This window comes from Paracoccus zeaxanthinifaciens ATCC 21588, from assembly GCF_000420145.1.
In the GTDB taxonomy this organism is placed as follows: domain Bacteria; phylum Pseudomonadota; class Alphaproteobacteria; order Rhodobacterales; family Rhodobacteraceae; genus Paracoccus; species Paracoccus zeaxanthinifaciens.
In genome coordinates, this window is record NZ_ATUJ01000019.1 from 16839 (window position 1) to 38345 (window position 21507).

Annotated in this window: 16 protein-coding genes and 1 riboswitch; of the genes, 8 read left to right on the plus strand and 8 right to left on the minus strand. The window is 69.2% G+C overall.

The window, feature by feature from the left end:
• The first annotated feature begins 15 nt into the window (after positions 1-15).
• The 4 genes from F804_RS0114315 to pdeM are packed head-to-tail and all read left to right on the plus strand — an operon-like array spanning position 16 to position 5586.
• Entirely contained in the window at positions 16-1008 is a 993-nt protein-coding gene (locus tag F804_RS0114315) for a ligase-associated DNA damage response exonuclease (protein ID WP_022708437.1), read from the plus strand.
• A complete protein-coding gene (locus F804_RS0114320) occupies positions 1005-2555 on the plus strand; it encodes a cisplatin damage response ATP-dependent DNA ligase (protein WP_022708438.1) in 1551 nt (516 codons plus the stop codon). The genes F804_RS0114315 and F804_RS0114320 overlap by 4 nt, the downstream gene beginning before the upstream one ends.
• Positions 2552-4927 (plus strand): ligase-associated DNA damage response DEXH box helicase, encoded by a 2376-nt coding sequence (locus F804_RS0114325; RefSeq protein ID WP_022708439.1) that lies wholly within the window; start codon positions 2552-2554, stop codon positions 4925-4927. Before F804_RS0114320 ends, F804_RS0114325 begins: the two co-directional genes overlap by 4 nt.
• Positions 4924-5586 carry a ligase-associated DNA damage response endonuclease PdeM gene (pdeM, locus tag F804_RS0114330; protein WP_022708440.1) on the plus strand — a complete coding sequence of 221 codons (663 nt, stop codon included), beginning with the start codon at positions 4924-4926 and terminating at the stop codon, positions 5584-5586. Before F804_RS0114325 ends, pdeM begins: the two co-directional genes overlap by 4 nt.
• A gap of 57 nt (positions 5587-5643) precedes the next feature.
• On the opposite strand, the gene F804_RS0114335 is transcribed toward pdeM, so the two are convergent.
• On the minus strand, positions 5644-6390 hold the full coding sequence (locus F804_RS0114335) for an outer membrane protein (RefSeq protein WP_169447699.1): 747 nt from the start codon (positions 6388-6390) through the stop codon (positions 5644-5646).
• A 274-nt stretch (positions 6391-6664) separates the two neighbouring features.
• Between F804_RS0114335 and F804_RS0114340 the strand changes: the two genes are divergently transcribed.
• Entirely contained in the window at positions 6665-8566 is a 1902-nt protein-coding gene (locus F804_RS0114340) for a PhoX family protein (protein ID WP_022708442.1), read from the plus strand.
• A 54-nt stretch (positions 8567-8620) separates the two neighbouring features.
• On the opposite strand, the gene F804_RS0114345 is transcribed toward F804_RS0114340, so the two are convergent.
• Genes F804_RS0114345 through F804_RS0114355 form a run of 3 tightly spaced genes read right to left on the minus strand, consistent with a single transcriptional unit; the run spans position 8621 to position 12089 of the window.
• Complete coding sequence (locus F804_RS0114345; RefSeq protein WP_022708443.1) at positions 8621-8989, minus strand: DUF1850 domain-containing protein; 369 nt, start codon at positions 8987-8989, stop codon at positions 8621-8623.
• On the minus strand, positions 8986-11094 hold the full coding sequence (locus tag F804_RS0114350; RefSeq protein ID WP_425413881.1) for a TRAP transporter permease: 2109 nt from the start codon (positions 11092-11094) through the stop codon (positions 8986-8988). The genes F804_RS0114345 and F804_RS0114350 overlap by 4 nt, the downstream gene beginning before the upstream one ends.
• A gap of 41 nt (positions 11095-11135) precedes the next feature.
• The gene (locus tag F804_RS0114355) at positions 11136-12089 is read right to left on the minus strand and encodes a TAXI family TRAP transporter solute-binding subunit (protein ID WP_022708445.1); all 954 of its coding nucleotides are present in this window, start codon (positions 12087-12089) and stop codon (positions 11136-11138) included.
• A gap of 132 nt (positions 12090-12221) precedes the next feature.
• Between F804_RS0114355 and F804_RS17040 the strand changes: the two genes are divergently transcribed.
• On the plus strand, positions 12222-13469 hold the full coding sequence (locus tag F804_RS17040) for a CAP domain-containing protein (protein WP_022708446.1): 1248 nt from the start codon (positions 12222-12224) through the stop codon (positions 13467-13469).
• A 12-nt stretch (positions 13470-13481) separates the two neighbouring features.
• On the opposite strand, the gene F804_RS0114365 is transcribed toward F804_RS17040, so the two are convergent.
• The 3 genes from F804_RS0114365 to F804_RS0114375 are packed head-to-tail and all read right to left on the minus strand — an operon-like array spanning position 13482 to position 16673.
• Positions 13482-14186, minus strand: a complete 705-nt coding sequence (locus F804_RS0114365) for a thiamine ABC transporter ATP-binding protein (RefSeq protein WP_022708447.1) — start codon at positions 14184-14186, stop codon at positions 13482-13484.
• Positions 14179-15714 (minus strand): thiamine/thiamine pyrophosphate ABC transporter permease ThiP, encoded by a 1536-nt coding sequence (locus F804_RS0114370; protein WP_022708448.1) that lies wholly within the window; start codon positions 15712-15714, stop codon positions 14179-14181. Before F804_RS0114370 ends, F804_RS0114365 begins: the two co-directional genes overlap by 8 nt.
• The gene (locus F804_RS0114375) at positions 15690-16673 is read right to left on the minus strand and encodes a thiamine ABC transporter substrate-binding protein (protein WP_022708449.1); all 984 of its coding nucleotides are present in this window, start codon (positions 16671-16673) and stop codon (positions 15690-15692) included. The genes F804_RS0114370 and F804_RS0114375 overlap by 25 nt, the downstream gene beginning before the upstream one ends.
• Before the next feature lie 30 nt (positions 16674-16703).
• Positions 16704-16806: riboswitch (TPP riboswitch) on the minus strand.
• A 68-nt stretch (positions 16807-16874) separates the two neighbouring features.
• Between F804_RS0114375 and mutS the strand changes: the two genes are divergently transcribed.
• Complete coding sequence (mutS, locus tag F804_RS0114380) at positions 16875-19508, plus strand: DNA mismatch repair protein MutS (protein ID WP_022708450.1); 2634 nt, start codon at positions 16875-16877, stop codon at positions 19506-19508.
• Positions 19505-20605: a chorismate synthase gene (aroC, locus tag F804_RS0114385; RefSeq protein ID WP_022708451.1), complete on the plus strand. Its 1101-nt coding sequence runs from the start codon at positions 19505-19507 to the stop codon at positions 20603-20605. The genes mutS and aroC overlap by 4 nt, the downstream gene beginning before the upstream one ends.
• Here aroC and F804_RS0114390 read toward each other — a convergent pair.
• Entirely contained in the window at positions 20602-21471 is an 870-nt protein-coding gene (locus F804_RS0114390; RefSeq protein ID WP_022708452.1) for a ribokinase, read from the minus strand. The two genes, aroC and F804_RS0114390, sit on opposite strands and share 4 nt — an antisense overlap.
• Between the last annotated feature and the right edge of the window lie 36 nt (positions 21472-21507).

A 21507-nucleotide genomic window follows, 5' to 3' on the forward strand; every position in this document is an offset into this window, starting at 1 on the left:
GCCAGCACGGGGCCCATGCGCGCCGACCAGATCCTGCACCCGACCGAGGCCGGGCTCTATTGTCCGCCCGGCGATTTCTTCATCGACCCCGTCCGCCCGGTTCCGCGTGCGCTGATCACGCATGGGCATGGCGATCACGCGCGGTCGGGCCACGGATCCGTCCTTGCGACCCGCCAGACGCTCGAGATCATGGCCATCCGCTATGGCGAGGATTTCACCCGCACCCGACAGGTGGCCGAGGGACAGATCCGCGTGGGCGATGTCACCGTCAGCTTCCACCCGGCAGGGCATATCCTCGGATCGGCGCAGATCCGCGTGCGCCCCGACAAGGGGCCGACCATCGTGGTGTCGGGCGATTACTGCCGCGCACCCAATCCCGTCTGCGCGCCCTATGAACCCGTTCCCTGCGACGTCTTCGTGACCGAGGCCACCTTCGGCCTGCCGGTCTTCCGCCATCCCGACCCCCTGTCCGAGATGGCCCGCCTGACCGCCAGCATGGCCGAGTTCCCCGAGCGTCCGCACCTGATCGGCGCCTATGCCCTGGGCAAGGCGCAGCGCGTCATATCGCTTGCCCGGCAGGCGGGCATCGACGGCCCCATCGCGATCCACGGCGCGCTGCAGCGGCTCTGCGATTACCATGTCGAACAGGGGATCGAGCTGGGCGAGCTGATCCCCGCCACCGCCGCCGACGTGCCCGCGCAGCTGGTGATCGCGCCGCCCTCGGCCTTTGCCAGCCCGTGGGTCCAGCGGTTCCGCGACCCGGTGATCGGCTTCGCCTCGGGCTGGATGTCGGTCCGCGCCCGCGCCCGCCAGCGCGGGGTGGAACTGCCGCTGATCGTCAGCGACCATGTCGACTGGCCGCAGGTCACGCGGACCGTCCGCGAACTTGCCCCGTCCGAGCTGTGGATCACCCATGGAAACGAGGACGGCCTGATGCGCTGGTGCGAGCTGGAGGGCATCCCCGCCCGCCCGCTGCGCCTTGTCGGATACGAGGATGAATCCGAATGAAGGCATTCGCGCATCTTCTGGAACGGCTGGCCTTCACGGGCGCGCGCAATGCCAAGCTGCGGCTGCTGCGGCATTACCTGCAATCGACGCCGGACCCCGATCGCGGCTGGGCGCTGGCCGCGCTGACGGGCGATCTGAAGCTGCGGGCCGTGACGCCACGCCTGCTGCGCGGGCTGATGGCCGAGCGGATCGACGAGCAGCTTTTCGCGCTGTCCTACGATTTCGTGGGCGATCTGGCCGAGACCATCGCGCTGCTGTGGCAGGGCGACGGCGGCGACGACGTGCCCCTGTCGGATGCCGTGGCGCTGTTGCAGGATACGGGCCGCGCGGGGCTGCCTGCCGCCATCGCCGCGATGCTGGACCGGCTTGGCCCGTCCGAGCGCCTGGCCTTCCTCAAGCTTGCGACCGGCAACATGCGCGTGGGGCTGTCCGCCCGCATGGCCCGCATCGCCCTGGCCGAGATGGGCACCCCCGATGTCGCCGATATCGAGGAGATCTGGCACGGCCTGACCCCGCCCTATGCCCCCCTGTTCGACTGGATCGAGGGCGGCGAGCGGCCCGCGCAGGCAGCACTTGCGCCCTTCCGGCCCGTCATGCTGTCCACGCCGGTCGATCTTGACCAGCTGCAGGGCTTCGATCCCGCCGATTACGTGGCCGAATGGAAATGGGACGGCATCCGGGTGCAGGCGGTGAACGATGGCGGTGTCCGCAAGCTCTATTCCCGCACGGGCGAGGATGTGTCGGGCGCCTTTCCCGACGTGATCGAGGCGCTGAATTTCGACGGTGCGGTCGATGGCGAACTGCTGGTGCGCCGGGGCGACGATATCGCGCCCTTCGGCGATCTGCAGCAGCGCCTGAACCGCAAGACGGTGACGAAGGCGATGCTGGAGAGCCATCCCGCCGGCCTGCGCGTCTACGACCTGCTGGTCTGGCAGGGCCGCGACATGCGCCCGCTGCCCCATTCCGAACGCCGCGCCGTGCTGCAGGCGGTCGATTTCGGCAGCGACCGGATCGACGTCTCGCCGCTGCTGGCCTATGCGACATGGGACGACCTGGCCGCGCTGCGCGCCGACCCGCCCAGCCCCGTGATCGAGGGCGTGATGCTGAAGCGCAGCGACAGCGCCTATGTCGGCGGACGTCCGCGCGGGCCGTGGTTCAAGTGGAAGCGCGATCCGATGATCGTCGATGCGGTCATGCTCTATGCCCAACGGGGGCATGGCAAGCGGTCGGGCTTCTACAGCGATTTCACCTTCGGGTTGTGGGACGGCGATCAGCTGGTGCCGGTGGGCAAGGCCTATTTCGGCTTCACCGACGAGGAACTGCGAGAGCTGGACCGCTTCGTGCGCAACAACACGACCGAGCGTTTCGGCCCGGTCCGGTCCGTCGTCCCCAGGCTGGTGCTGGAGGTCGCGTTCGAGGGGCTGAACGAATCCGCGCGCCACAAGTCGGGCCTCGCCATGCGGTTTCCGCGCATCAGCCGCATCCGGTGGGACAAGCCCGCATCCGAGGCCGACCTGCTGGAAACCCTGCGGGCCATGCTGCCATGACGCTGCCCGACCGTTTCCGCGACTGGTTCGCCGCGCAGGGCTGGGAACCCCATCCCCACCAGCTGCAACTGCTGGAGGCGACGCGGGACAGCCTGCTGATCGCGCCCACGGGCGGGGGCAAGACGCTGGCGGGCTTCCTGCCATCGCTTGTGGAACTGACCGAGCCGCATCGGGGGATGCACACGCTCTATGTCTCGCCGCTCAAGGCGCTGACGGCGGATATCGCGCGCAACCTGTCGCGGCCCGTGGCGGATCTGGGGCTGGACATCCGGATCGAGGACCGGACCGGCGACACCCGCGCGGGTCAGCGTGCCCGCCAGCGGGTCGATCCGCCGCATGTGTTGCTGACCACGCCGGAATCGCTGGCGCTGATGCTGTCCTATGAACAGGCGCCGCGCATCTTCGGCGGGCTGCGCCGCGTGGTGCTGGACGAACTGCACGCCCTGGCCGAGAACAAGCGCGGCGATCAGCTGATGCTGGCCCTGGCGCGGCTGCGCAGCCTTGCGCCCGATCTGCAGGTGACGGGCCTGTCCGCCACGGTCGAGGATCCGCAGGGCCTGCTGGCCTTCATGGGCGGCGGGCAGGTGATCCATGCCGATCCCGGCCCCGAACCCGACATCGCGATGCTGCCCACCGCCAAGCCCCCGCCCTGGGCCGGTGGCGGGGGGCATTACGCCGTCCGCGACGTGCTGGATCAGGTCCGGCAGGCGCAGACGACGATCATCTTCATCAACACCCGCGCCCAGGCCGAGCTGTTCTTCCAGGCGCTCTGGGCCGTCAACGACGACAACCTGCCGATCGGGTTGCATCACGGCAGCCTGTCGCGCGAATCCCGCCAGAGGGTCGAGGCCGCGATGGCTGCGGGCGAATTGCGCGCGGTCGTGGCGACGGGCAGCCTGGACCTGGGCATCGACTGGGGCGCCGTCGATCTGGTGCTGCAGGTCGGCGCGCCCAAGAACGTCAAGCGGCTGGTCCAGCGGATCGGGCGGGCGAACCACCGCTACAACGCGCCGTCGCGGGCGCGGATCGTGCCCGCCAACCGCTTCGAGGTGATCGAATGCGTCGCCGCGTTGCAGGCCGTCCGCGAACGCGATCTGGATGGCGACCCGCGCGGGCCGGGGCCGCTGGACGTGTTGTGTCAGCACATGCTGCTGACCGCCTGCGCGGGGCCGTTCGACGCCGACGCGCTGTTTGCCGAGGTTCGCCGCGCCGGCCCCTATCGCGACCTGACCCGCGCCGATTTCGACGATTGCCTGAACTTCGCGGCGACGGGCGGCTATGCCCTGCGGGCCTATGACCGCTGGCAGCGGCTGATGCAGCGCGACGGGTCGTGGCGGCTGCGCGATCCGCGCGCCGCGCGCGACATCCGCATGAATATCGGCACCATCGTCGAATCCGAGATGCTGCGCGTCCGCATGCGGGGCAGGGGCGGCGCGCCCTTGGGCGAGGTCGAGGAATCCTTTGCCGCGACCCTGCTGCCGGGCGACACCTTCCTGATCGGCGGCCAGACGGTGCGCTACGAGGGGCTGCGCGACATGGTGGTCGAGGTCGTCAAGCAACCCACGAAGGAACCGCGCATCGCCGTCTTCTCGGGGGTCAAGCTTGCGACCTCGACCCAGCTGTCGCACCGGGTGCAGGCGCTGATCGGGGATCCGGCCCATCACGCGTCCCTTCCGCGCGACACGCGCGACTGGCTGGCGCTGCAATCGCAGGTCGGCGCCCTGCCGCAGGACGGCGTCCTGACCAGCGAGAGCTTTGCCCACCAGGGCCGCTGGCACTTCGCGCTGTATGGCTTTGCGGGGCGGAACGCGCTGCAGACCCTGGGCCTGCTGATGACGCGCATGATGGAGGATGCGGGCCTCGGCCCCCTGGGGTTCCTGTCCACCGATTACGCGCTGCTGGTCTGGTCCATCGACCCCGTGCGCGATCCCGCGCCACTGCTGGACCGCGACGGCCTGCGCGAGGGCCTGGGCGACTGGCTGGCGGGGAACGCGGTGATGAAGCGGACCTTCCGCAACGTGGCCGTCATCGCGGGGCTGATCCAGCGCAACCTGCCCGGCACGCGCAAGACGGGGCGTCAGGCCACGTTTTCCAGCGACATCCTCTATGATACGCTGCGACGCTACGACCCGGATCATCTGCTTCTGCGCATCACCGCGCAGGAGGCCCGTCACGGGCTGGTCGATTTCGACCGGATCGAGGACATGCTGGACCGCAACCGACAGATCGACCACCGCATGCTGGACCGCGTGTCGCCGCTGGCGGCGCCCCTGCTGCTGGAAAAGGGCCGGGTGCCCATCGCCGGCAAGGGCCGCGAACGCCTGGCCGAGGAAGAGGCCGCCGCCCTCATGGCCGAGGCGGGGCTGGCGTGATCCATCACGATCTGCACTTCGCGGGCCAGCGGTTCCAGGCGCGGGCATCGGGGGCGCTCTTCTGGCCCGCCCGGCGCTGGCTGATCCTGTCGGACCTGCATCTGGGCAAGTCCGAGCGCATGGCCCGTCGCGGCGGCGCGCTGCTGCCCCCCTACGAGACGCAGGAAACGCTGGACCGCGCCGCATCGGAAATCGAGGCGACCGATCCCGCGGCCATCGTCAGCCTTGGCGACGGGTTCGACGACGACGCGGCGGGGCGGGCGCTGCCCGACGACATCTGCGCGCGGTTGCAGGCCATGGCACAGGGGCGCGACTGGATCTGGGTGCAGGGCAACCACGATCCGGGCCCCATCTGCCCGCGCCTTCCGGGCGCCGCGGTCGCCCAGATCGACGCCGTCCCCGCCCTGCGCCACGAGGCCGCGAACGGCCCCGACATCAGCGGGCATTACCACCCCTGCATCCGGCTGGGCGGCACGCGCAGGCGCTGCTTCCTGCTGGGCGATACGCACCTGATCCTGCCCGCCTTCGGTGCCTATACCGGGGGCCTGCCGGTCGAGGATCCGGCCCTGCGGGCGCTGGTCCCCAAGGGCATCGCCATCGCCTGCGGCTCACGCGCGCTGCCCGTTCCGGTGGGCCACCGGACCCGCCGCCGCGCATGAGAAAGGGGCCGGGCGCATCACGCGCACCGGCCCCCGCCATGATCCCGTCAGGACCGGTCAGAAGCGCCAGTTGGCCCCGACCTTGACGGTGCTGTGCGAGACGCTGGCGCGGGTGTCGAAGGTAAAATCATCCAAAGCGAAATCGACAGTTTCGTTGCCAAAATCTCGATACTGATATTCGGCAAAGACCGATAGACGATCGTTCATTAGGCGTTCCACACCCAGACCGGCCGCAATGCCGGTTGAGCTGTAATCCTCCGAGATCGAGCCGTCATCCGAAGAGAAGCTGTACTCGAAATCGCCGCGCGCAATACCAAAAGTGCCATAGATTAACGTTTGCGAATTCAGGAGATAGCCGGTCTTCGCGACAAGGGCGATGACGTTTTTCATATCGTTCTCGGCCTCGACCTCGGCATCGAACAACAGGATGTCGCGGCTCTTATCGACAGAACCGAATTGAGCGCTCAGCTCGGGGCCAAAGATCCAGTTGCCGCGCTGCCAACGATAACCTGCATGGATGCCGCCAGTCACGCCGCTGACGCCGACATCGCCCAGCCCACTTTCCTCGCGCAGCAGCGTATCATCTCGATAAGCGCGCAGGCCGATCTCGTCATCGGTGCCGCCGACATAGCCGAGCGAGCCGCCGACATAGGCGCCGGTCCAGGCGGATGCGACGGGCTCGGGGGCGACGATCACGGGCGCGGTCTCCAACACCGGGGCGACGGCGCCGCCTGCTTGGGCCGTGGCGGCTGCTGCAAGGGTGATCGCAAGGGCTGCTGCGCCCGGCTTGAACTTCGAGGTCATCGTCATCTCTCCTGGAACGCTGCGCCTGATGGCCGCCAGACGGAATTGTAGGTGTGATCGCGGGTATGGCCCGATCCTAGCCGAGGACAAGCGGAATGTCGCGCGCCTCAGGGTTGTATTAAAGGACATGGCCCGATTCTTCAGGCGATTTCAGCGCCCTCGGGCACGGCCTGCGACATTTCTGCAACGAGCGCCTTCACCCAAGCGTCACAAGGCGGCGCTAAAGCCTGCCCGGAAGCCCGCGCGACGGGCGACTCAGAGAATGGAGCGAGCCATGACCGACCGCCAGCAGACACGCCTTTCGGCAGATGACTGGGACGAGCTGAACTTCCCCCGTCCCGAGGTGCAGGAATTCGACCGCGTGGTCGAGCGCGCGATCTCGCGTCGCGGCTTCCTGGGCGGTGCGCTGGCCTTCGGCTCGGGCGCGGCCGTCATGGGCAGCGCGTTCCTGAAGGCCAGCCCCGCGTTGGCGCAGCAGGCCGCGCGCTTCCCCTTCGAACAGATCGCCGCGCAGACCGACGCGACCATCCACGTCCCCGAAGGCTACAGCTGGAAGACCCTGGTGCGTTGGGGCGATCCGCTGTTCTCGGACGCGCCGGAATTCGACGCGGCCAAGGGCATCCCGACCGAAGGTTCGGACCGCGTCTTCGGCGAGAATACCGACGGCATGGAGGCCTTCGAGGTCGAGGGCCGTCAGCTTCTGGCGGTCAACAGCGAATACGTGAACACCGACATCAACCTGCCCGAGAATGCCGACGGGCTGGCTGCATCCGCCGATGACGTTCTGCGCCTGCAGAACTTCCAGGGCGTCACCGTCATGGAAGTGGCCGAGGGTGATGACGGCTGGGCCGTCGTGGTCGACAGCCCCTACAACCGTCGCATCACGCATCTGACGCAGATGACGATGGACGGCCCCGCCGCCGGTCACGAGCTGCTGCGCACCGAGGCCGACCAGACCGGCATGGCGCCCCTGGGCACGTTCAACAATTGCGGTTCGGGTCGCACGCCCTGGGGCACGTACCTGACCTGCGAAGAGAACTTCAACGGGTATTTCGGCGCCTCGGGCGAGATGCCCACCGACGAGAAGACGGCCGCGGGTTATGACCGCTATGGCATCAGCGCCGAGGGTTCGGGCTACGAGTACCACAAGTACGACGCCCGCTTCGACGTCACGGCGAACCCCAACGAGCCGCATCGCGCGGGCTATATCGTCGAGATCGATCCGGCAGCCCCGGAATCGACCCCCGTCAAGCACACCGCGCTTGGCCGCTTCAAGCACGAGAACGCCGCCGCGGTCGTGGCCAAGGACGGCAAGGTCGTCGTCTACATGGGCGACGACGAGCGTGGCGAATTCATGTACAAGTGGGTCAGCCGCGACACCTACGAGGAAGGTGGCGACACGTCCTCGCTGCTGTCCGAGGGCACGCTGTTCGCCGCGAAGTTCAACGACGACATGACCGGCGAATGGCTGGCCCTGACGCCCGAGACCACCGGCATGGAGGCCGCCGAGATCGCGATCTTCACCCGCATGGCCGCCTCGGCCGCCGGTGCCACCACGATGGACCGCCCCGAGTGGATCGCCGTGAACCCGACCGCCCCCGAGGCCTATTGCTGCCTGACGAACAATAGCAAGCGTGGCGCGGATGCGACCAATGCTGGCGGCGACGACATGAGCACGAACGCCCCCAACCCGCGCGAGACGAACGAATACGGCCAGATCGTGCGCTGGCGCCCGGTGGACCAGGATCACGCCGCGGACGGGTTCGAATGGGATCTGTACGTGATGGCGGGCAACCCGACCGTTCACAAGGACGGCCCCTATGCGGGCACCGACAACATCAACGCGGGCAACCTGTTCAACTCGCCCGACGGGATGCAGATCGACTCGACCGGCCTCATCTGGATCCAGACCGATGGCGACGATTCGAACGAGGGCGAGTTCGCGGGCATGGGCAACAACCAGATGCTGGCGGGCGACCCCGAGACCGGAGAGATCCGCCGCTTCCTGACCGGGCCGAAGGGGTCCGAGGTCACCGGCCTGACCTGGTCGTCCGACAAGCGCACGATGTTCGTGGGCATCCAGCACCCCGCCGCGCCCTTCCCGGACGGCGAGGGCAGCCTGCCGCGTTCGGCGATCGTGGTGGTCAAGCGCGACGACAACGCACTGGTCGGCTGAGGCCGGACCTTGCCGGAATGCGAAGGGGGCGCGGGTGACCGCGCCCCCTTTTCGTCAAGGTGCCGTGCAGTCCTGCGCCTGCCACAGCCTTATCGGTCGCTCGCCCTCCGGCAGGTCGTGGCATTCGCCCGCCGCGCACAGACGCCAGCCGCCGCCCGTGGCCCCCGACGCGCCCAGCAGCACCTGCGCCACGGGCGGGGTATCGGGTTCCCACCACCACGCGCCGTCGCGCAGGACGGCATCGGGGGCGGGCTCCATCCCGGCGCCCGATCCGGTGATGCGGGCCTCGACCGGGGCAAGCCCGGCCTCGGTCGCCTGCCAGCGTTCCCACCAGCGGGTCCGTTCCACCGAATGGGTCCATTCCAGCGTGAATCCGGGGGCGGCCAGCGTCAGGACCGCCGCCCCCGCGGCAACGCAGATCACCGCGCCTTGCGCGTGTGCAGGACATGCGTCGCGAGGAAGGCCGCGGCCAGCCCGAAGCCGATCTGGTCGCTCAGCGGCATCGCCAGGATCAGCGACACGCCGCCCGCCATCGCCAGCAGCCGCTCGGGAATGGTCGTGCGGTCCAGGAAGAAGCCCACGACGGCGATCCCCCACAGCCCGATCCCCAGCACGGTCTTGAGCAGCACATAGGCCACCTCGACCGGATAGCCCCAGGCTTGGGCGATGGCGCCCCCGTCCTGCAGCATCAGCGAGGGCGTGTAGACGGCCATGAACGGGATGATGAAGCCCGCAGCCGCCAGCCGGATCGCCTGCAACGAGATCTTCAGCCCCGGCGCCTTGGCGATCGGCCCCGCCGCGAAGCAGGCCAGCGCCACCGGCGGCGTCAGGTCGGCCATGATCCCGAAATAGAAGACGAACATGTGGCTGACCAGCAGCGGCACGCCCAGTTCCAGCAGCGCCGGTCCCGCCAGCGACGAGGTGATGATGTAGTTGGGGATCGTCGGGATCCCCATCCCCAGCACCAGGCAGGTCAGCATGGTCAGGAACAGCGACAGGAACAGGTTGTTCTCGCCGATGGCGATGATCGCGCCGATGAAGGTGGACGCGATGCCCGTCAGGGTCAGCGTGCCGATGACGACGCCGACGATTGCACAGGCCATGCCGACCGGCAGGGCGTTGCGCGCGCCCTGCGCCAGCGCGTCGCGCACGATGCCGATGGTCGGGCGCGTGCCCTGGAACAGCGCACAGGCCAGGATCAGCGTCGCGATGACGATGACCAGCAGGTTGATCCCGAACTTGAGGAAGGCCGCGCAGGCAAGGCCCAGTGCGACCCAGAAGACCATGCGGAAGGCCTGCGGCCCGATCATGGCGGCCAGGGGCGTGCCCAGGATCAGCACGGTCACCAGCGCCAGCCCCATCGTGCCCGCGAAGATCGGCGTGTAGCCCGCGAACAGCAGGTAGACCAGCGCCGCCAGCGGCAGCACCAGCGGCCATTGCGACCGGACGGCGTGCCAGGGGTTCGGCAGGCTGTCCTTAGGCAGGCCGCGCAGGTTGTCGCGCCCGGCCTGCAGCCAGACCATCCAGAAGACGACGCCGAAATACAGCACAGCCGGGACGATGGCCGCCTTGACGACCGAGGCATAGGGGACGTTCAGCGTCTCGGCCATGATGAAGGCCACGGCGCCCATGACCGGCGGCATGATCTGCCCGCCCATGGATGCCGTCGCCTCGACCCCGCCCGCGAAGGCGGCCTTGAAGCCCGATTTCTTCATCATCGGGATGGTGAACTGCCCCGAGGCGACCACGTTGGCGACCCCCGACCCCGAGATGGTGCCCATCAGCGCCGAGGACAGCGTGGCGACCTGCGCGGGTCCGCCCCGCACGCCGCCCACCAGGCCAAGCGCGAAATCGTTGAACAGGTTCAGCATCCCCGCCCGTTCGAGGAAGGCCGCGAAGACCACGAAGATGAAGATGTAGGCGCTGCTGACATAGATCGGGCTGCCATAGATGCCCTCGGTCCCGAAGGCGAAATGCTCCACGATCTGGTCATAGCCGTAGCCGCGATGGATGAAGGGCGGCGGCAGGTGCTGGCCGAAGAAGCAATAGGCCAGGAAGATCGCCGCGATCACCGCCAGCGGCCAGCCCATCAGGCGGCGCGCGCCCTCGAAGACCAGCACGACCAGGATCGTGCCCATCACCAGGTCCATCTGCGTCAGGAACCCGGTGCGGCGGATCAGGTCGTTGTATTCGACCCAGTTGTAGACCCCGGTCGAGAAGCCCAGCAGCCCCAGGGCCCAGAACAGCGCCTGCGTCGTGCGGGTCCTGGCCAGAAGGTTGCCGATCAGGCCGAAGCCCAGAAGCAGCAGGAAGCCCACATGCATGGCGCGGACGACCTGGCTGGGCAGGGTGCCGTAACCCGCCGCCCAGAGTTGAAAGAGGGAAAAGGCCACGGCCAGCCAGAAGGCCACGCGGCCCATCAGGCCCTCGCCGAAGCCCGGCGGCAGACCTTCCGAGACTTCGGCCTCGGCATGGGGATCCAGACGAGTCGCCTCGTCGGTCAGGGGTGCGGACATGGGGGTCTCCAGGAAAGATGGCCCCGCGCGTCGCGGCGCGGGGCCCTGGGGCATCACTCGATGATGCCGATTTCGCGATAGTAGCGCTCGGCGCCCGGATGCAGCGGGATCGAGACGCCCTCGACGGCGCCCTCGGGGGTGATCCCCTCGGCGGCGGCATGGGCCGAACGCATGCGGTCCAGGTTCTCGAACAGCTGCTTGGTCATCTGGTAGGCGGTTTCCTCGCTGACGCCCTCGTGGGTGATCAGCATGTTGCCCACGGCAGCGGTCGGCACGTCGGCATCCTGCCCGTTATAGGTGCCGGCCGGGATCACCGCGGGCGCATAGGGCGCGCCGATGCTGGTCACGACCTCTTCGGGGATGGCGACCAGGTTGATGTCGTGGGTGGCCGACAGGTCCTTGATGAAGGCGACGCCCAGCCCCGAGGATTGCAGCGTGGCCTCCAGCTGGCGGTTCTTGATCAGCTCGGCCGATTCCGCGAAGGGCAGGTATTCCACCTTGCCCAGGTCGTCATAGGACATGCCGCCCGCCGCGAAGATCGCGCGCGCGTTCAGCTCGGTCCCCGATGCGGGTGCGCCGACGGACAGGGTCTTGCCCTTCAGATCCTCGAGCGTCTCGGCGCCGGTCGAGGCGTCCGCGACGATCTGGATATAGTTCGGATAGATGGCGGCAAGCGCGCGCAGTTCCTTCAGGGGGCGCGGGAAGCCCGCTTCCTCGTTGCCCTCCCATGCCATCTGCACGGAATCGCCCAGGGCAAAGCCCAGCTCGCCCCGGCCCTGCGCCAGCAGGTTCAGGTTCTCGACCGAGGCCTTGGTCGATTGCACCTGCGTGCGCGCGCCCTCGATCGTGTCCGCATAGATCTCGGACAGGGCAACGCCCATCGGATAGTAGACCCCCGAGGTGCCGCCGGTCAGCACGTTGATGAATTCCTGCGATTGCGCCAGCGGCGCGCTGGCCATCAGCGACAGGGCCGCGGCCGGAAGGGTCGCTGCGATGCGTTTGATCATGTCGGTATCCTCCCAATGATACTGCGCGCAGGGTAGCGATATTTCGCCCAACGGAAAGCCCGAAGGCCCTCGACTCTGGAAATCATGGAGCAGTTGAACCACATCCCAAGACACAACCCTGAAAGGAATGCCATGACCGTCGCGACCGATGCCGAACGACTGATGCTGGACCTTGTGAACGGGGCGCGGGCCGATGCGGGGCTGGACGCGCTGACGCTCGAGACGCATCTGAACGCATCGGCGGACGCCCATAGCGACTGGATGCTGGCGCAGGACGTCTTCTCGCATACGGGGGCGGGGGGCAGTTCGGCGACCGACCGGATGCGCGACGCGGGGTTCGATCTGTCGGGCGCGTGGATGACGGCCGAGAACCTGGCCTTCGTCAGCATCGACGGCGACGGTTCGCTGGCGGACGAGATCGCGACCCTGCACCGCAACCTGATGAACAGCGACGGCCATCGCGCCAACATTCTGGACCCCGACCTGACCCTGGTCGGCATCGGGCTGCAGGTGGGCGAATATGACGGTCATCGCGTGCTGATGGCCACGCAGAACTTCGCCCGCACCGATGGAGAGGTCGTGCTGGACCTTGGGCAGGGCGTCACCATCGCCGAGGCCGACGCGCCCGGCATGTTCGTCGCGGGCGTCGATCGCGGTTCCTGGGAGGATCAGAACCCCGATGCGACGGGCGGCGTGTCCCAGGGTGCCGACGACCTGCGCCTGAACGGCGGCGACAACCAGGTCGCCGGGATGGGCGGCAACGACTGGATCGCGGGATTCGCGGGCCATGACACCCTGTCGGGCGGGGCGGGCAACGACCGCCTTGCGGGCGGTGCGGGCTTCGATTCGCTGATGGGGGGCGACGGCCACGACCGGCTGGCGGGCGGTGACGGTGCCGACTGGCTTGCGGGCAATCGCGGGGCGGATCACCTGCGCGGCAATGCGGGCCACGACAAGCTGTTCGGCGGCAACTGGCACGACCGGCTGGATGGCGGGCTGAATGCCGACACGCTGCATGGCGGCAACGGCAACGACGTTCTGAACGGCGGGCAGGGCTTCGACCGGCTCTTTGGCGGGGCGGGTCAGGACACGCTGGCCGGCGGCTCCGAGGCGGATGTGATGTCGGGCGGCGCGGGCGCCGACGTTTTCGTCATCAAGCAGGGCGACGGGCGCGACCGCATCACCGATTTCGGCAACGGGGCCGACCGGCTGTTCGTCGATGCCGACCTGATCGGCGATGACGTGGCGGGCTTCGTCGCGGATCGCATCACCGATACCGGCAGCGGGGTCCGCATCGATTTCGGCGGCGGCGACCTGCTGGTGCTGGAGGGTGCGGACCTGACCGTCGCGGATGTCGCGGACGACATCTTCCTGGTCTGAGCCGCGGGCCGCTCAGCCGAAGGCCCGCCCCAGATAGTCCCGCAGCGCGGGCGGCGGATCGCGCAGCAGGTCCCGCGTCGGCTGCGGCGCGTGACAGCGCCCGTCCTGCACGACGATGGTATCATGCGCGAAGTCCAGCGCGTCCTGCGGATCGTGCGTGACCATCAGCATCAGCGCGCCGGTCTCGGACCCGATGCGGTCCAGCAGGTCCAGCATCTCGGATTTCAGGGCGGGCCCGAGGGCGGCGAAGGGCTCGTCCAGCAGCAGGATGGGTCGCGCCCGCAGCAGCACGCGGGCCAGCGCGACGCGGCTCTGCTGGCCGCCCGACAGGCTGGCGGGCAGGCGCTTGTCGAACCCCTCCAGCCCGACATCCGCGATGGCGCGGGCCACGCGGTCGCGCTGATCGCGCGACAGGCGCAGATCGGGGCGCAGGCCCAGCCCGACATTGCTTGCGACATCCAGATGCGGGAACAGGTTCTGGTCCTGGAACAGCACCGACAGCGGGCGCTTGCCCGGCGGGATGGCGGTCAGGTCCCGCCCCTCCCATGCGATGCGGCCCCGGTCCGGCGTCAGGAACCCCGCGATCAGCGACAGAAGCGTCGTCTTGCCCGCCCCCGATGGTCCGATCACGGCGATGCGCCCGCCGGGTCGCAGGTCCAGGTCGGCTGCGAATTCCCACCCCTCGCGGTGCAGGACGATGTCGCGGCATTCAAGCAAGGCGGCCTCCTCGGTCGAAGATCCAGAACAGCGCGAAGCTGATTGCCATCAGCAGCACGGCGGCGGCGCTGGCATCCGCCATCCGGTAGCTGGTCATCAGCTGATAGAGCTTCAGCGGCAGCGTCGGCTGATCGGTGGAAAACAGCGCGATCACCCCCAGGTCGCCCATCGCCAAGGCCGCCGCAAGGCCGCCCGCGAAGCCGACGGGCCGCGCCAGTCGCGGCAGCACCAGCAGGCGCAGCCGCGCGATGCCGGTCATGTCCAGCGATGCGGCCAGCCGCCCGTAATCCTGCTGCATGGTCCGCGCGGCGGGGATCAGCGCCCGCAGCGCGAAGGGCAGGGCCATCATCGCGTTCACCCCCACCGTGACCGGCAGGGCCAGCGCCTGCGCGCCCGCCACGTCGCGCAGCAGGATGAACAGCCCCGTGCCCAGCACCAGCGGCGAGGCGACCAGCGGCAGCATGCCCGCCCCCTCGACCCACCCCGAGGGGCGGCGCGCAAGGTGCAGCGCCATGACCAGCGCGACCGCCAGCGTCAGCAGGGCCGAGATGACGGCCATCACCACCGACCGGATCGCGGCGGTCCAGACCTCGGGGGGCAGGTCGGGGATGGAGGGCAGGCCGCGCAGGGTGACCGCCCCGATGGGCCACAGCAGAAAGGCCGCGGCCAGCGCGATGGCCAGCGCGTCGGTGCCCTGCCGCCAGCCCGCCGGGCCGCGCCAGGTGACGCGGTCGTCGCGCCCCGCGCCGAAGCTGGCGGGCACGGCAATCCAGCGCGTGGCCAGCAGCGCGGCCACGCAGATCGCGATCTGCACCAGCCCCAGCAGCGCGGCCTTGGACAGGTCGAAATCGAAGCGGAACGCCTGGTAGATCGCCAGCTCGACCGTGGTGGCGCGCGGTCCACCGCCAAGGGCCAGCGCGACCGTGAAGCTGGTCAGGCACACAAGGAACACCGCCAGCCACGCGCCGGGCAGCACCGCCTGCAGCATGGGGCGCTCCAGGTGGCGCGAGATGTCGCGCGGCGCGAAGCCCAGGCTGTCTGCCAGGCGGAAACGCTCGGACGGGATGGCCTGCCAGCCCTGCAGGACCAGCCGCACGGACAGGGGCAGGTTGAAGAACACATGCGCAAGGATCACGCCCTGCCAGCCATAGACGCTGATCTCGGGCAGGGACAGCGCGCGCAGGGCGTCGTTGATCGCGCCCTGACGCCCGAAGACCGCGACAAGGCCCATGATCGCCACGATCACCGGCAGGATGAAGGGCGCGCCCAGCAGCGTGACCAGCAGCCCGCGCCCCCAGAACCGCCGCCGCGCCAGCGCGCGCGCCACCGGCACCGCCAGCAGGGCGGAAATCGTGGCCGACAGCGCCGCCTGCCAGATGGTGAAGCGTACCGCCCGCCAGTCCCAGGACGACAGGCCCGACAGCCCCTCGGCCTGCCATGCGACGGCGGCCAGGGTGCCCAGGATCAGCAGGGCCAGCCCCGCCGCGATGGCGGGGCCCGCGCCTAGCCGGAAAAGGCGCGCAGCCATTCGTCCAGCGCGGGTTCGCGCATCTCCTCGGCCTTGTCCTCGGGCTGGAAGAAGGTCTTGTCGGGGCGCGGCAGGTCGCGCATGACCTGCGGCCAGTCGTCCTGCGGCAGCTTGGCGGGCAGGGACCAGTTGGCCAGCGGGATCGTCGCCTGGAAGTCGGGGGTCAGGATCCAGTCCATGAAGTCCTGCGCCAGTTCCGGCTGATCGGTCGATGCGACCTGCGCCGCCAGTTCGGCCATCAGGTAATGGCCTTCGGGAAAGATCGCGGCCTTCTTGGCCGGGTCGTCCTCGGCCTCGATGTGATAGGCGGGCGAGGTGGTGTAGGACAGGACCATGTCCACCTCTCCCTCGGTAAACAGACCATAGCTCTCGGACCAGCCGCGCGTGACGGTCAGCACCTTGGGGGCCAGCTTCTCCCACGCCTCGGGGGCGTTCTCGCCATAGACGGATTTCACCCACAACAGCAGCGCCAGCCCCGAGATCGAGCTGCGCGGATCCTGGATCGCGATCTTCAGATCGTCCGGCGCGTCCAGAAGTTCCTCGAAGCTGGCGGGCGGGTTTTCCAGCCGCGTCTCGTCATAGACGAAGGCGGTTTCGCCCCAGTTGTAGGGCAGGAACACCTCGTCGGTCCATTCGACGGGCAGCGACAGGTCGGACGTGTCCTGGCCATGCGGCGCGAACAGGCCCGATGCGCGCGCGCGCGCGGTCACGTCGGTGTTCAGGCCGAAGACGATGTCGGCCTCGGTTCCCTCGCCCTCCAGCATGATGCGGGGCAGGATGTCGCCGGTGACGAATTGCAGGTCACAGTCGCAGAAGGCCTCGAAGCCTTCCTCGATCTTGGGGCCGGGGCCCCATTCGCTGGCGATATAGTCGCCGGCATAGACGGTCAGGACGGGCTTGTCCTGCGCCATGGCGGGTCCCGCGGCCAGCAGCGCACTCAGGATCAGGGGGGTTCTCATCGCTCTCCTCCTTGGCAATGTCACGAAAGGAAAGAGGTGCGGCACCTTCCCTCCGCCGGTCTGAACCGGATCAGGTTCTGCGGGTCCGCGTCGCGCGTCTCAGCCCATCCGAAGGGCACCCCGAGGTCGGACCGAATGTAGTGGTTTCGCAGGGCTGCGCAAGCGGCTAGAAACGGGCGCGACACGGCGCAAGGACCCGACATGAGCGATCAGCCCACCCCGATGATGGCCCAGTACCTGGCAATCCGCGAGGCGAATCCGGGTGCGCTGCTGTTCTATCGCATGGGCGATTTCTACGAGATGTTCTTCGAGGACGCCGTCGCCGCCGCCGCCGCGCTGGACATCGCGCTGACGAAACGCGGCACGCATCTGGGCGAACCGATCCCGATGTGCGGCGTGCCGGTCCATGCGGCCGAAAGCTATCTGCTGACGCTGATCCGCAAGGGGTTCCGCGTGGCCATCGCCGAACAGATGGAGGACCCCGCCGAGGCCAAGAAGCGCGGCAGCAAGTCCGTGGTCGCCCGCGATGTCGTCCGGCTGGTCACGCCCGGCACCCTGACCGAGGAGACGCTGCTGGAGGCCCGGCGCCACAACTTCCTTGCAGCCTTTGCCCAGGTCCGCGACGAAGGGGCGCTGGCCTGGGTCGATATCTCGACCGGGTCGTTCCAGGTCATGGAATGCCCGCTGCCCCGCCTTGCGCCCGAACTGGCACGCCTGTCCCCGCGCGAGGTGCTGGCCGCCGAAGGCGCGGGGCTGGACGAGTTGATCGAGGATGCGGGCGCGGCGCTGACCGACCTGCCCGCATCCTGCTTCGACAGCGCCGCGGGGTCGCGCCGGCTGGCCGCGCTCTATGGGGTCGAGACGCTGGACGGGTTCGGCAGCTTCTCGCGGTCCGAGCTGGCAGCGATGGGCGCCATCGTCGAATACCTGGAGCTGACGCAGAAGGGCCGCCTGCCGCTGATGCGCCCGCCCATGCGCGAACGCGCAGGCGGCGCGGTGCAGATCGACGCATCGACGCGGCGCAACCTGGAGCTGACGCAGGCCCTGTCCGGCGGGCGCGAGGGGTCGCTGCTGGCGGCCATCGACCGCACCGTGACGGCGGGCGGCGCGCGCCTGCTGGAACGCCGCGTCAGCGCCCCCTCGCGCGATCTGGCGGTGATCCATGCGCGCCACGATGCGGTCGAATCGCTGGCGAACGACGCGCGGCTGACGGCGGATCTGCGCAGCGCCTTGTCGCGTGCGCCCGACATGGACCGCGCCCTGTCGCGGCTGTCGCTGGAACGCGGCGGGCCGCGCGACCTGGCCGCGATCCGCGCGGGCCTGACGCAGGCCGCGGCCATCGCGGACCGTCTGCCGGACGATGCGCCGCCGCTGCTGCTGGAGGCCGCCACCGACCTGCGCGGCCATGACGACCTGATCGACCTGCTGGACCAGGCGCTGGTGGCCGAGCCGCCGCTTCTGGCGCGCGACGGGGGCTTTGTCGCCACCGGCCACGATGCCGACCTGGACGAGACCCGCCGCCTGCGCGACGAGGGGCGCGGCGTCATCGCGGGAATGCAGGCCGATTACGCCGCGCTGGCGGGCATCGGCAGCCTGAAGATCAAGCACAACAACGTGCTGGGATATTTCATCGAGACCACGACCACCCATGCCGACCGGATGCGCACGCCGCCCCTGTCGGAAACCTTCATCCACCGCCAGACGACCGCGAACCAGATCCGCTTCACCACGGTCGAGCTGTCGGAACTGGAGACCCGCATCCTGAACGCCCGCGACCGCGCGCTGGAGATCGAGCGCGGCATCTTCGACATGCTGCGCGGGGCCGTGCTGGATGCCGCCCCCCGGATCGGGCAGGCCGCCCGCGCCCTGGCCGAGATCGACCTGGCCGCAGCCTTTGCCGACATCGCCACGGGCGAGGGCTGGGTCCGCCCGCGCGTGGACGAAAGCCGCGCCTTCGTCATCGAAGGGGGCCGCCACCCGGTCGTGGAACGCGCGCTCAAGCGCAAGTCCGAAAGCTTCGTCGCCAACGATTGCGACCTGACCACAGGCGGGACGCCCGCGATCTGGCTGCTGACCGGCCCTAACATGGCGGGCAAATCGACCTTCCTGCGCCAGAACGCCCTGATCGCGGTCCTTGCGCAGGCGGGTGCCTTCGTGCCCGCGCGGTCCGCCCATATCGGCATGGTCAGCCAGCTGTTCAGCCGCGTGGGCGCCGCCGACGACCTGGCGCGGGGCCGGTCCACCTTCATGGTCGAGATGGTCGAAACGGCGGCCATCCTGAACCAGGCCGACGACCGCGCGCTGGTGATCCTGGACGAGATCGGTCGCGGCACCGCGACCTGGGACGGGCTGTCCATCGCCTGGGCCGTGATGGAGCATCTGCACGCCGCCAACCGCTGCCGCGCGCTGTTCGCGACCCATTACCACGAGATGACGGCCCTCAGCGCCAAGCTGGACGGGGTCGAGAACGCCACCGTCACCGTCCGCGAATGGGAGGGAGAGGTGATCTTCCTGCACGAGGTCCGCAAGGGGGCCGCCGATCGCAGCTATGGCGTGCAGGTCGCGCGGCTGGCCGGGCTGCCCGCCAGCGTCGTCGAACGCGCGCGCCACGTTCTGGACACGCTCGAGACCGGCGCCCGCGAAGGCGGCGCGCGTCCCGCCGCCCTGATCGACGAGCTGCCGCTGTTCCGCGCCGCGCCCCCGCCACCCCCCGCGCCGCGCGTCTCGGCACTGGACGGACGCCTGAAGAAGGTGCATCCCGACAGCCTGTCCCCGCGCGAGGCGCTGGACCTGATCTACGAACTCAAGGCCCTGACCGAGGAGACCGCCCCGTGAGCATCAATACCTTCGGCCGTGAATTCCGCTTCACCACCTGGGGCGAAAGCCACGGGCCCGCACTGGGCGCGACCGTGGACGGCGTGCCGCCGGGCGTCCCCTTGGACGAGGGCTTCATCCAGACCTTCCTGGACCGCCGCCGCCCCGGCACCAGCAAGCACACCACGCAGCGCCGCGAGGCCGACCAGGTCCGCATCCTGTCGGGCGTCTTCGAGGGGCTGACCACCGGCACGCCCATCCAGCTGATGATCGAGAATACCGACCAGCGGTCCAAGGATTACGGCGATATCGCGACCAGCTTCCGGCCCGGTCACGCGGACATCACCTATCACCTGAAATACGGGCATCGCGATTATCGCGGCGGGGGTCGCTCCAGCGCGCGGGAAACGGCGGCGCGGGTCGCGGCGGGCGCGGTCGCGCAGGCCGTCCTGCGTCACCTGCTGCCGGACCTGAAGATCGTCGGCTACATGGTCCAGATGGGCGAGATGCGCCTCGATCCCGCGCGTTTCGACGCGGATGCGATCGGCGGCAACCCGTTCTTCCTGCCTGATGCGGAAGGCGCACTGGCCTGGTCGGATTACCTGGACGGGATCCGCAAGGCGCAGGACAGCGTCGGCGCCGCGATCGAGGTGATGGTGCAGGGCTGCCCGCCGGGGCTGGGCGCGCCCGTCTATGCCAAGCTGGACACCGATCTGGCCGCCGCGATGATGTCGATCAACGCCGTGAAGGGCGTCGAGATCGGCGAGGGGATGGCCGCCGCCGCCCTGCGCGGCACCGACAATGCCGACGAGATCCGCATGACCGATGACGGCCCCGAATTCCTGTCGAACCACGCGGGGGGCATCCTTGGGGGGATCTCGACCGGGCAGGATATCGTAGTGCGGTTCTCGATCAAGCCGACCAGCTCGATCACGACGCCGCGCCGCTCGATCAACTCGCGCGGCGAAGAGATCGACCTGATCACCAAGGGCCGTCACGACCCCTGCGTGGGCATCCGTGCCGTGCCGGTGGCCGAGGCGATGGCGGCCTGCGTCATCCTCGACCACCTGCTGCTGGACCGCGCGCAGACGGGCGGTCGGCGCGGCACCATCGGCTAGCGGTTCAGGAAGGCATCGACCTCGGCGCGGGTGGGGATCGCATCGCCCGCGCCCTGCCGCGTGACCTGCAGCGCGGCTGCGGCTGCGGCCAGCCGCAGGGCCGCCGGAATGTCGTCGCCCTGATCCAGCGCCGCCGCGAAGAAGCCCGCGAAGGTGTCGCCCGCCCCCGTCGTGTCCACCGGCGTGACGGGGAAAGAAGGCTGCGCATGGGTCTGCCCGGACCTCAGGTCGCGATATTCCGCACCCGCCGCGCCCTTGGTGATCAGCAGCCCCGCGACCGGCAGATCGCCGGGTTCGGCCGCGAACAGCTGCGCGGCCTCGTGTTCGTTCATCGCAAGAATGTCGGCATGGGGCAGGATCGCGCGCACCGCGTCGATATCGAAGGGGGCCGCGGAATAGATCACGCGCGCGCCGTTCTCGCGGGCCTTGCAGGCGGCCGCCACCTGCGCGTTCGTCTCGTTCTGCAGCAGAAGCGTGTCGCTGTGGCCCATCGCGTCCAGCGCGGATGCGACCCCATCTTCGGGGATGGCCCAGTTCGCGCCGGGATGGATGACGATGGCGTTCTCGGCCATTGCATCCAGCAGGATGATCGCGTGGCCCGTGGCCTGGTCCGGCAGATGCGCGACGCCCGCGACATCGACCCCGGCATCGCGCAGCCGGTCCAGCGCCCATTCGCCGCCCGTGCCCATCGCGCCCAGGTGATGCGTCGCGGACCCCGCCCGCGCGGCGGCGACCGACTGGTTCGCGCCCTTGCCGCCCAACCCCTCGGAATAGCTGCGCGAGGCCAGCGTCTCGCCGGGGTTGGGCAGGCTGTCCAGCCTGTAGACATGGTCGATGTTGATCGACCCCAGATTCCAGATGGCCATGTGATCCTCCGCTTGTCGGTATCGGTTTGGCGGATG

Bases quoted from the DNA above. Each gene is read 5' to 3' on its own strand.
- F804_RS0114315 (WP_022708437.1), top strand. From the start codon at position 16: ATGCGCGCCGACCAGATCCTGCACCCGACCGAGGCCGGGCTCTATTGT.
- F804_RS0114320 (WP_022708438.1), top strand. From the start codon at position 1,005: ATGAAGGCATTCGCGCATCTTCTGGAACGGCTGGCCTTCACGGGCGCG.
- F804_RS0114325 (WP_022708439.1), top strand. From the start codon at position 2,552: ATGACGCTGCCCGACCGTTTCCGCGACTGGTTCGCCGCGCAGGGCTGG.
- F804_RS0114335 (WP_169447699.1), bottom strand. From the start codon at position 6,390: ATGACCTCGAAGTTCAAGCCGGGCGCAGCAGCCCTTGCGATCACCCTT.
- F804_RS0114340 (WP_022708442.1), top strand. From the start codon at position 6,665: ATGACCGACCGCCAGCAGACACGCCTTTCGGCAGATGACTGGGACGAG.
- F804_RS0114355 (WP_022708445.1), bottom strand. From the start codon at position 12,089: ATGATCAAACGCATCGCAGCGACCCTTCCGGCCGCGGCCCTGTCGCTG.
- F804_RS17040 (WP_022708446.1), top strand. From the start codon at position 12,222: ATGACCGTCGCGACCGATGCCGAACGACTGATGCTGGACCTTGTGAAC.
- F804_RS0114370 (WP_022708448.1), bottom strand. From the start codon at position 15,714: ATGGCTGCGCGCCTTTTCCGGCTAGGCGCGGGCCCCGCCATCGCGGCG.
- F804_RS0114375 (WP_022708449.1), bottom strand. From the start codon at position 16,673: ATGAGAACCCCCCTGATCCTGAGTGCGCTGCTGGCCGCGGGACCCGCC.
- mutS (WP_022708450.1), top strand. From the start codon at position 16,875: ATGAGCGATCAGCCCACCCCGATGATGGCCCAGTACCTGGCAATCCGC.
- F804_RS0114390 (WP_022708452.1), bottom strand. From the start codon at position 21,471: ATGGCCATCTGGAATCTGGGGTCGATCAACATCGACCATGTCTACAGG.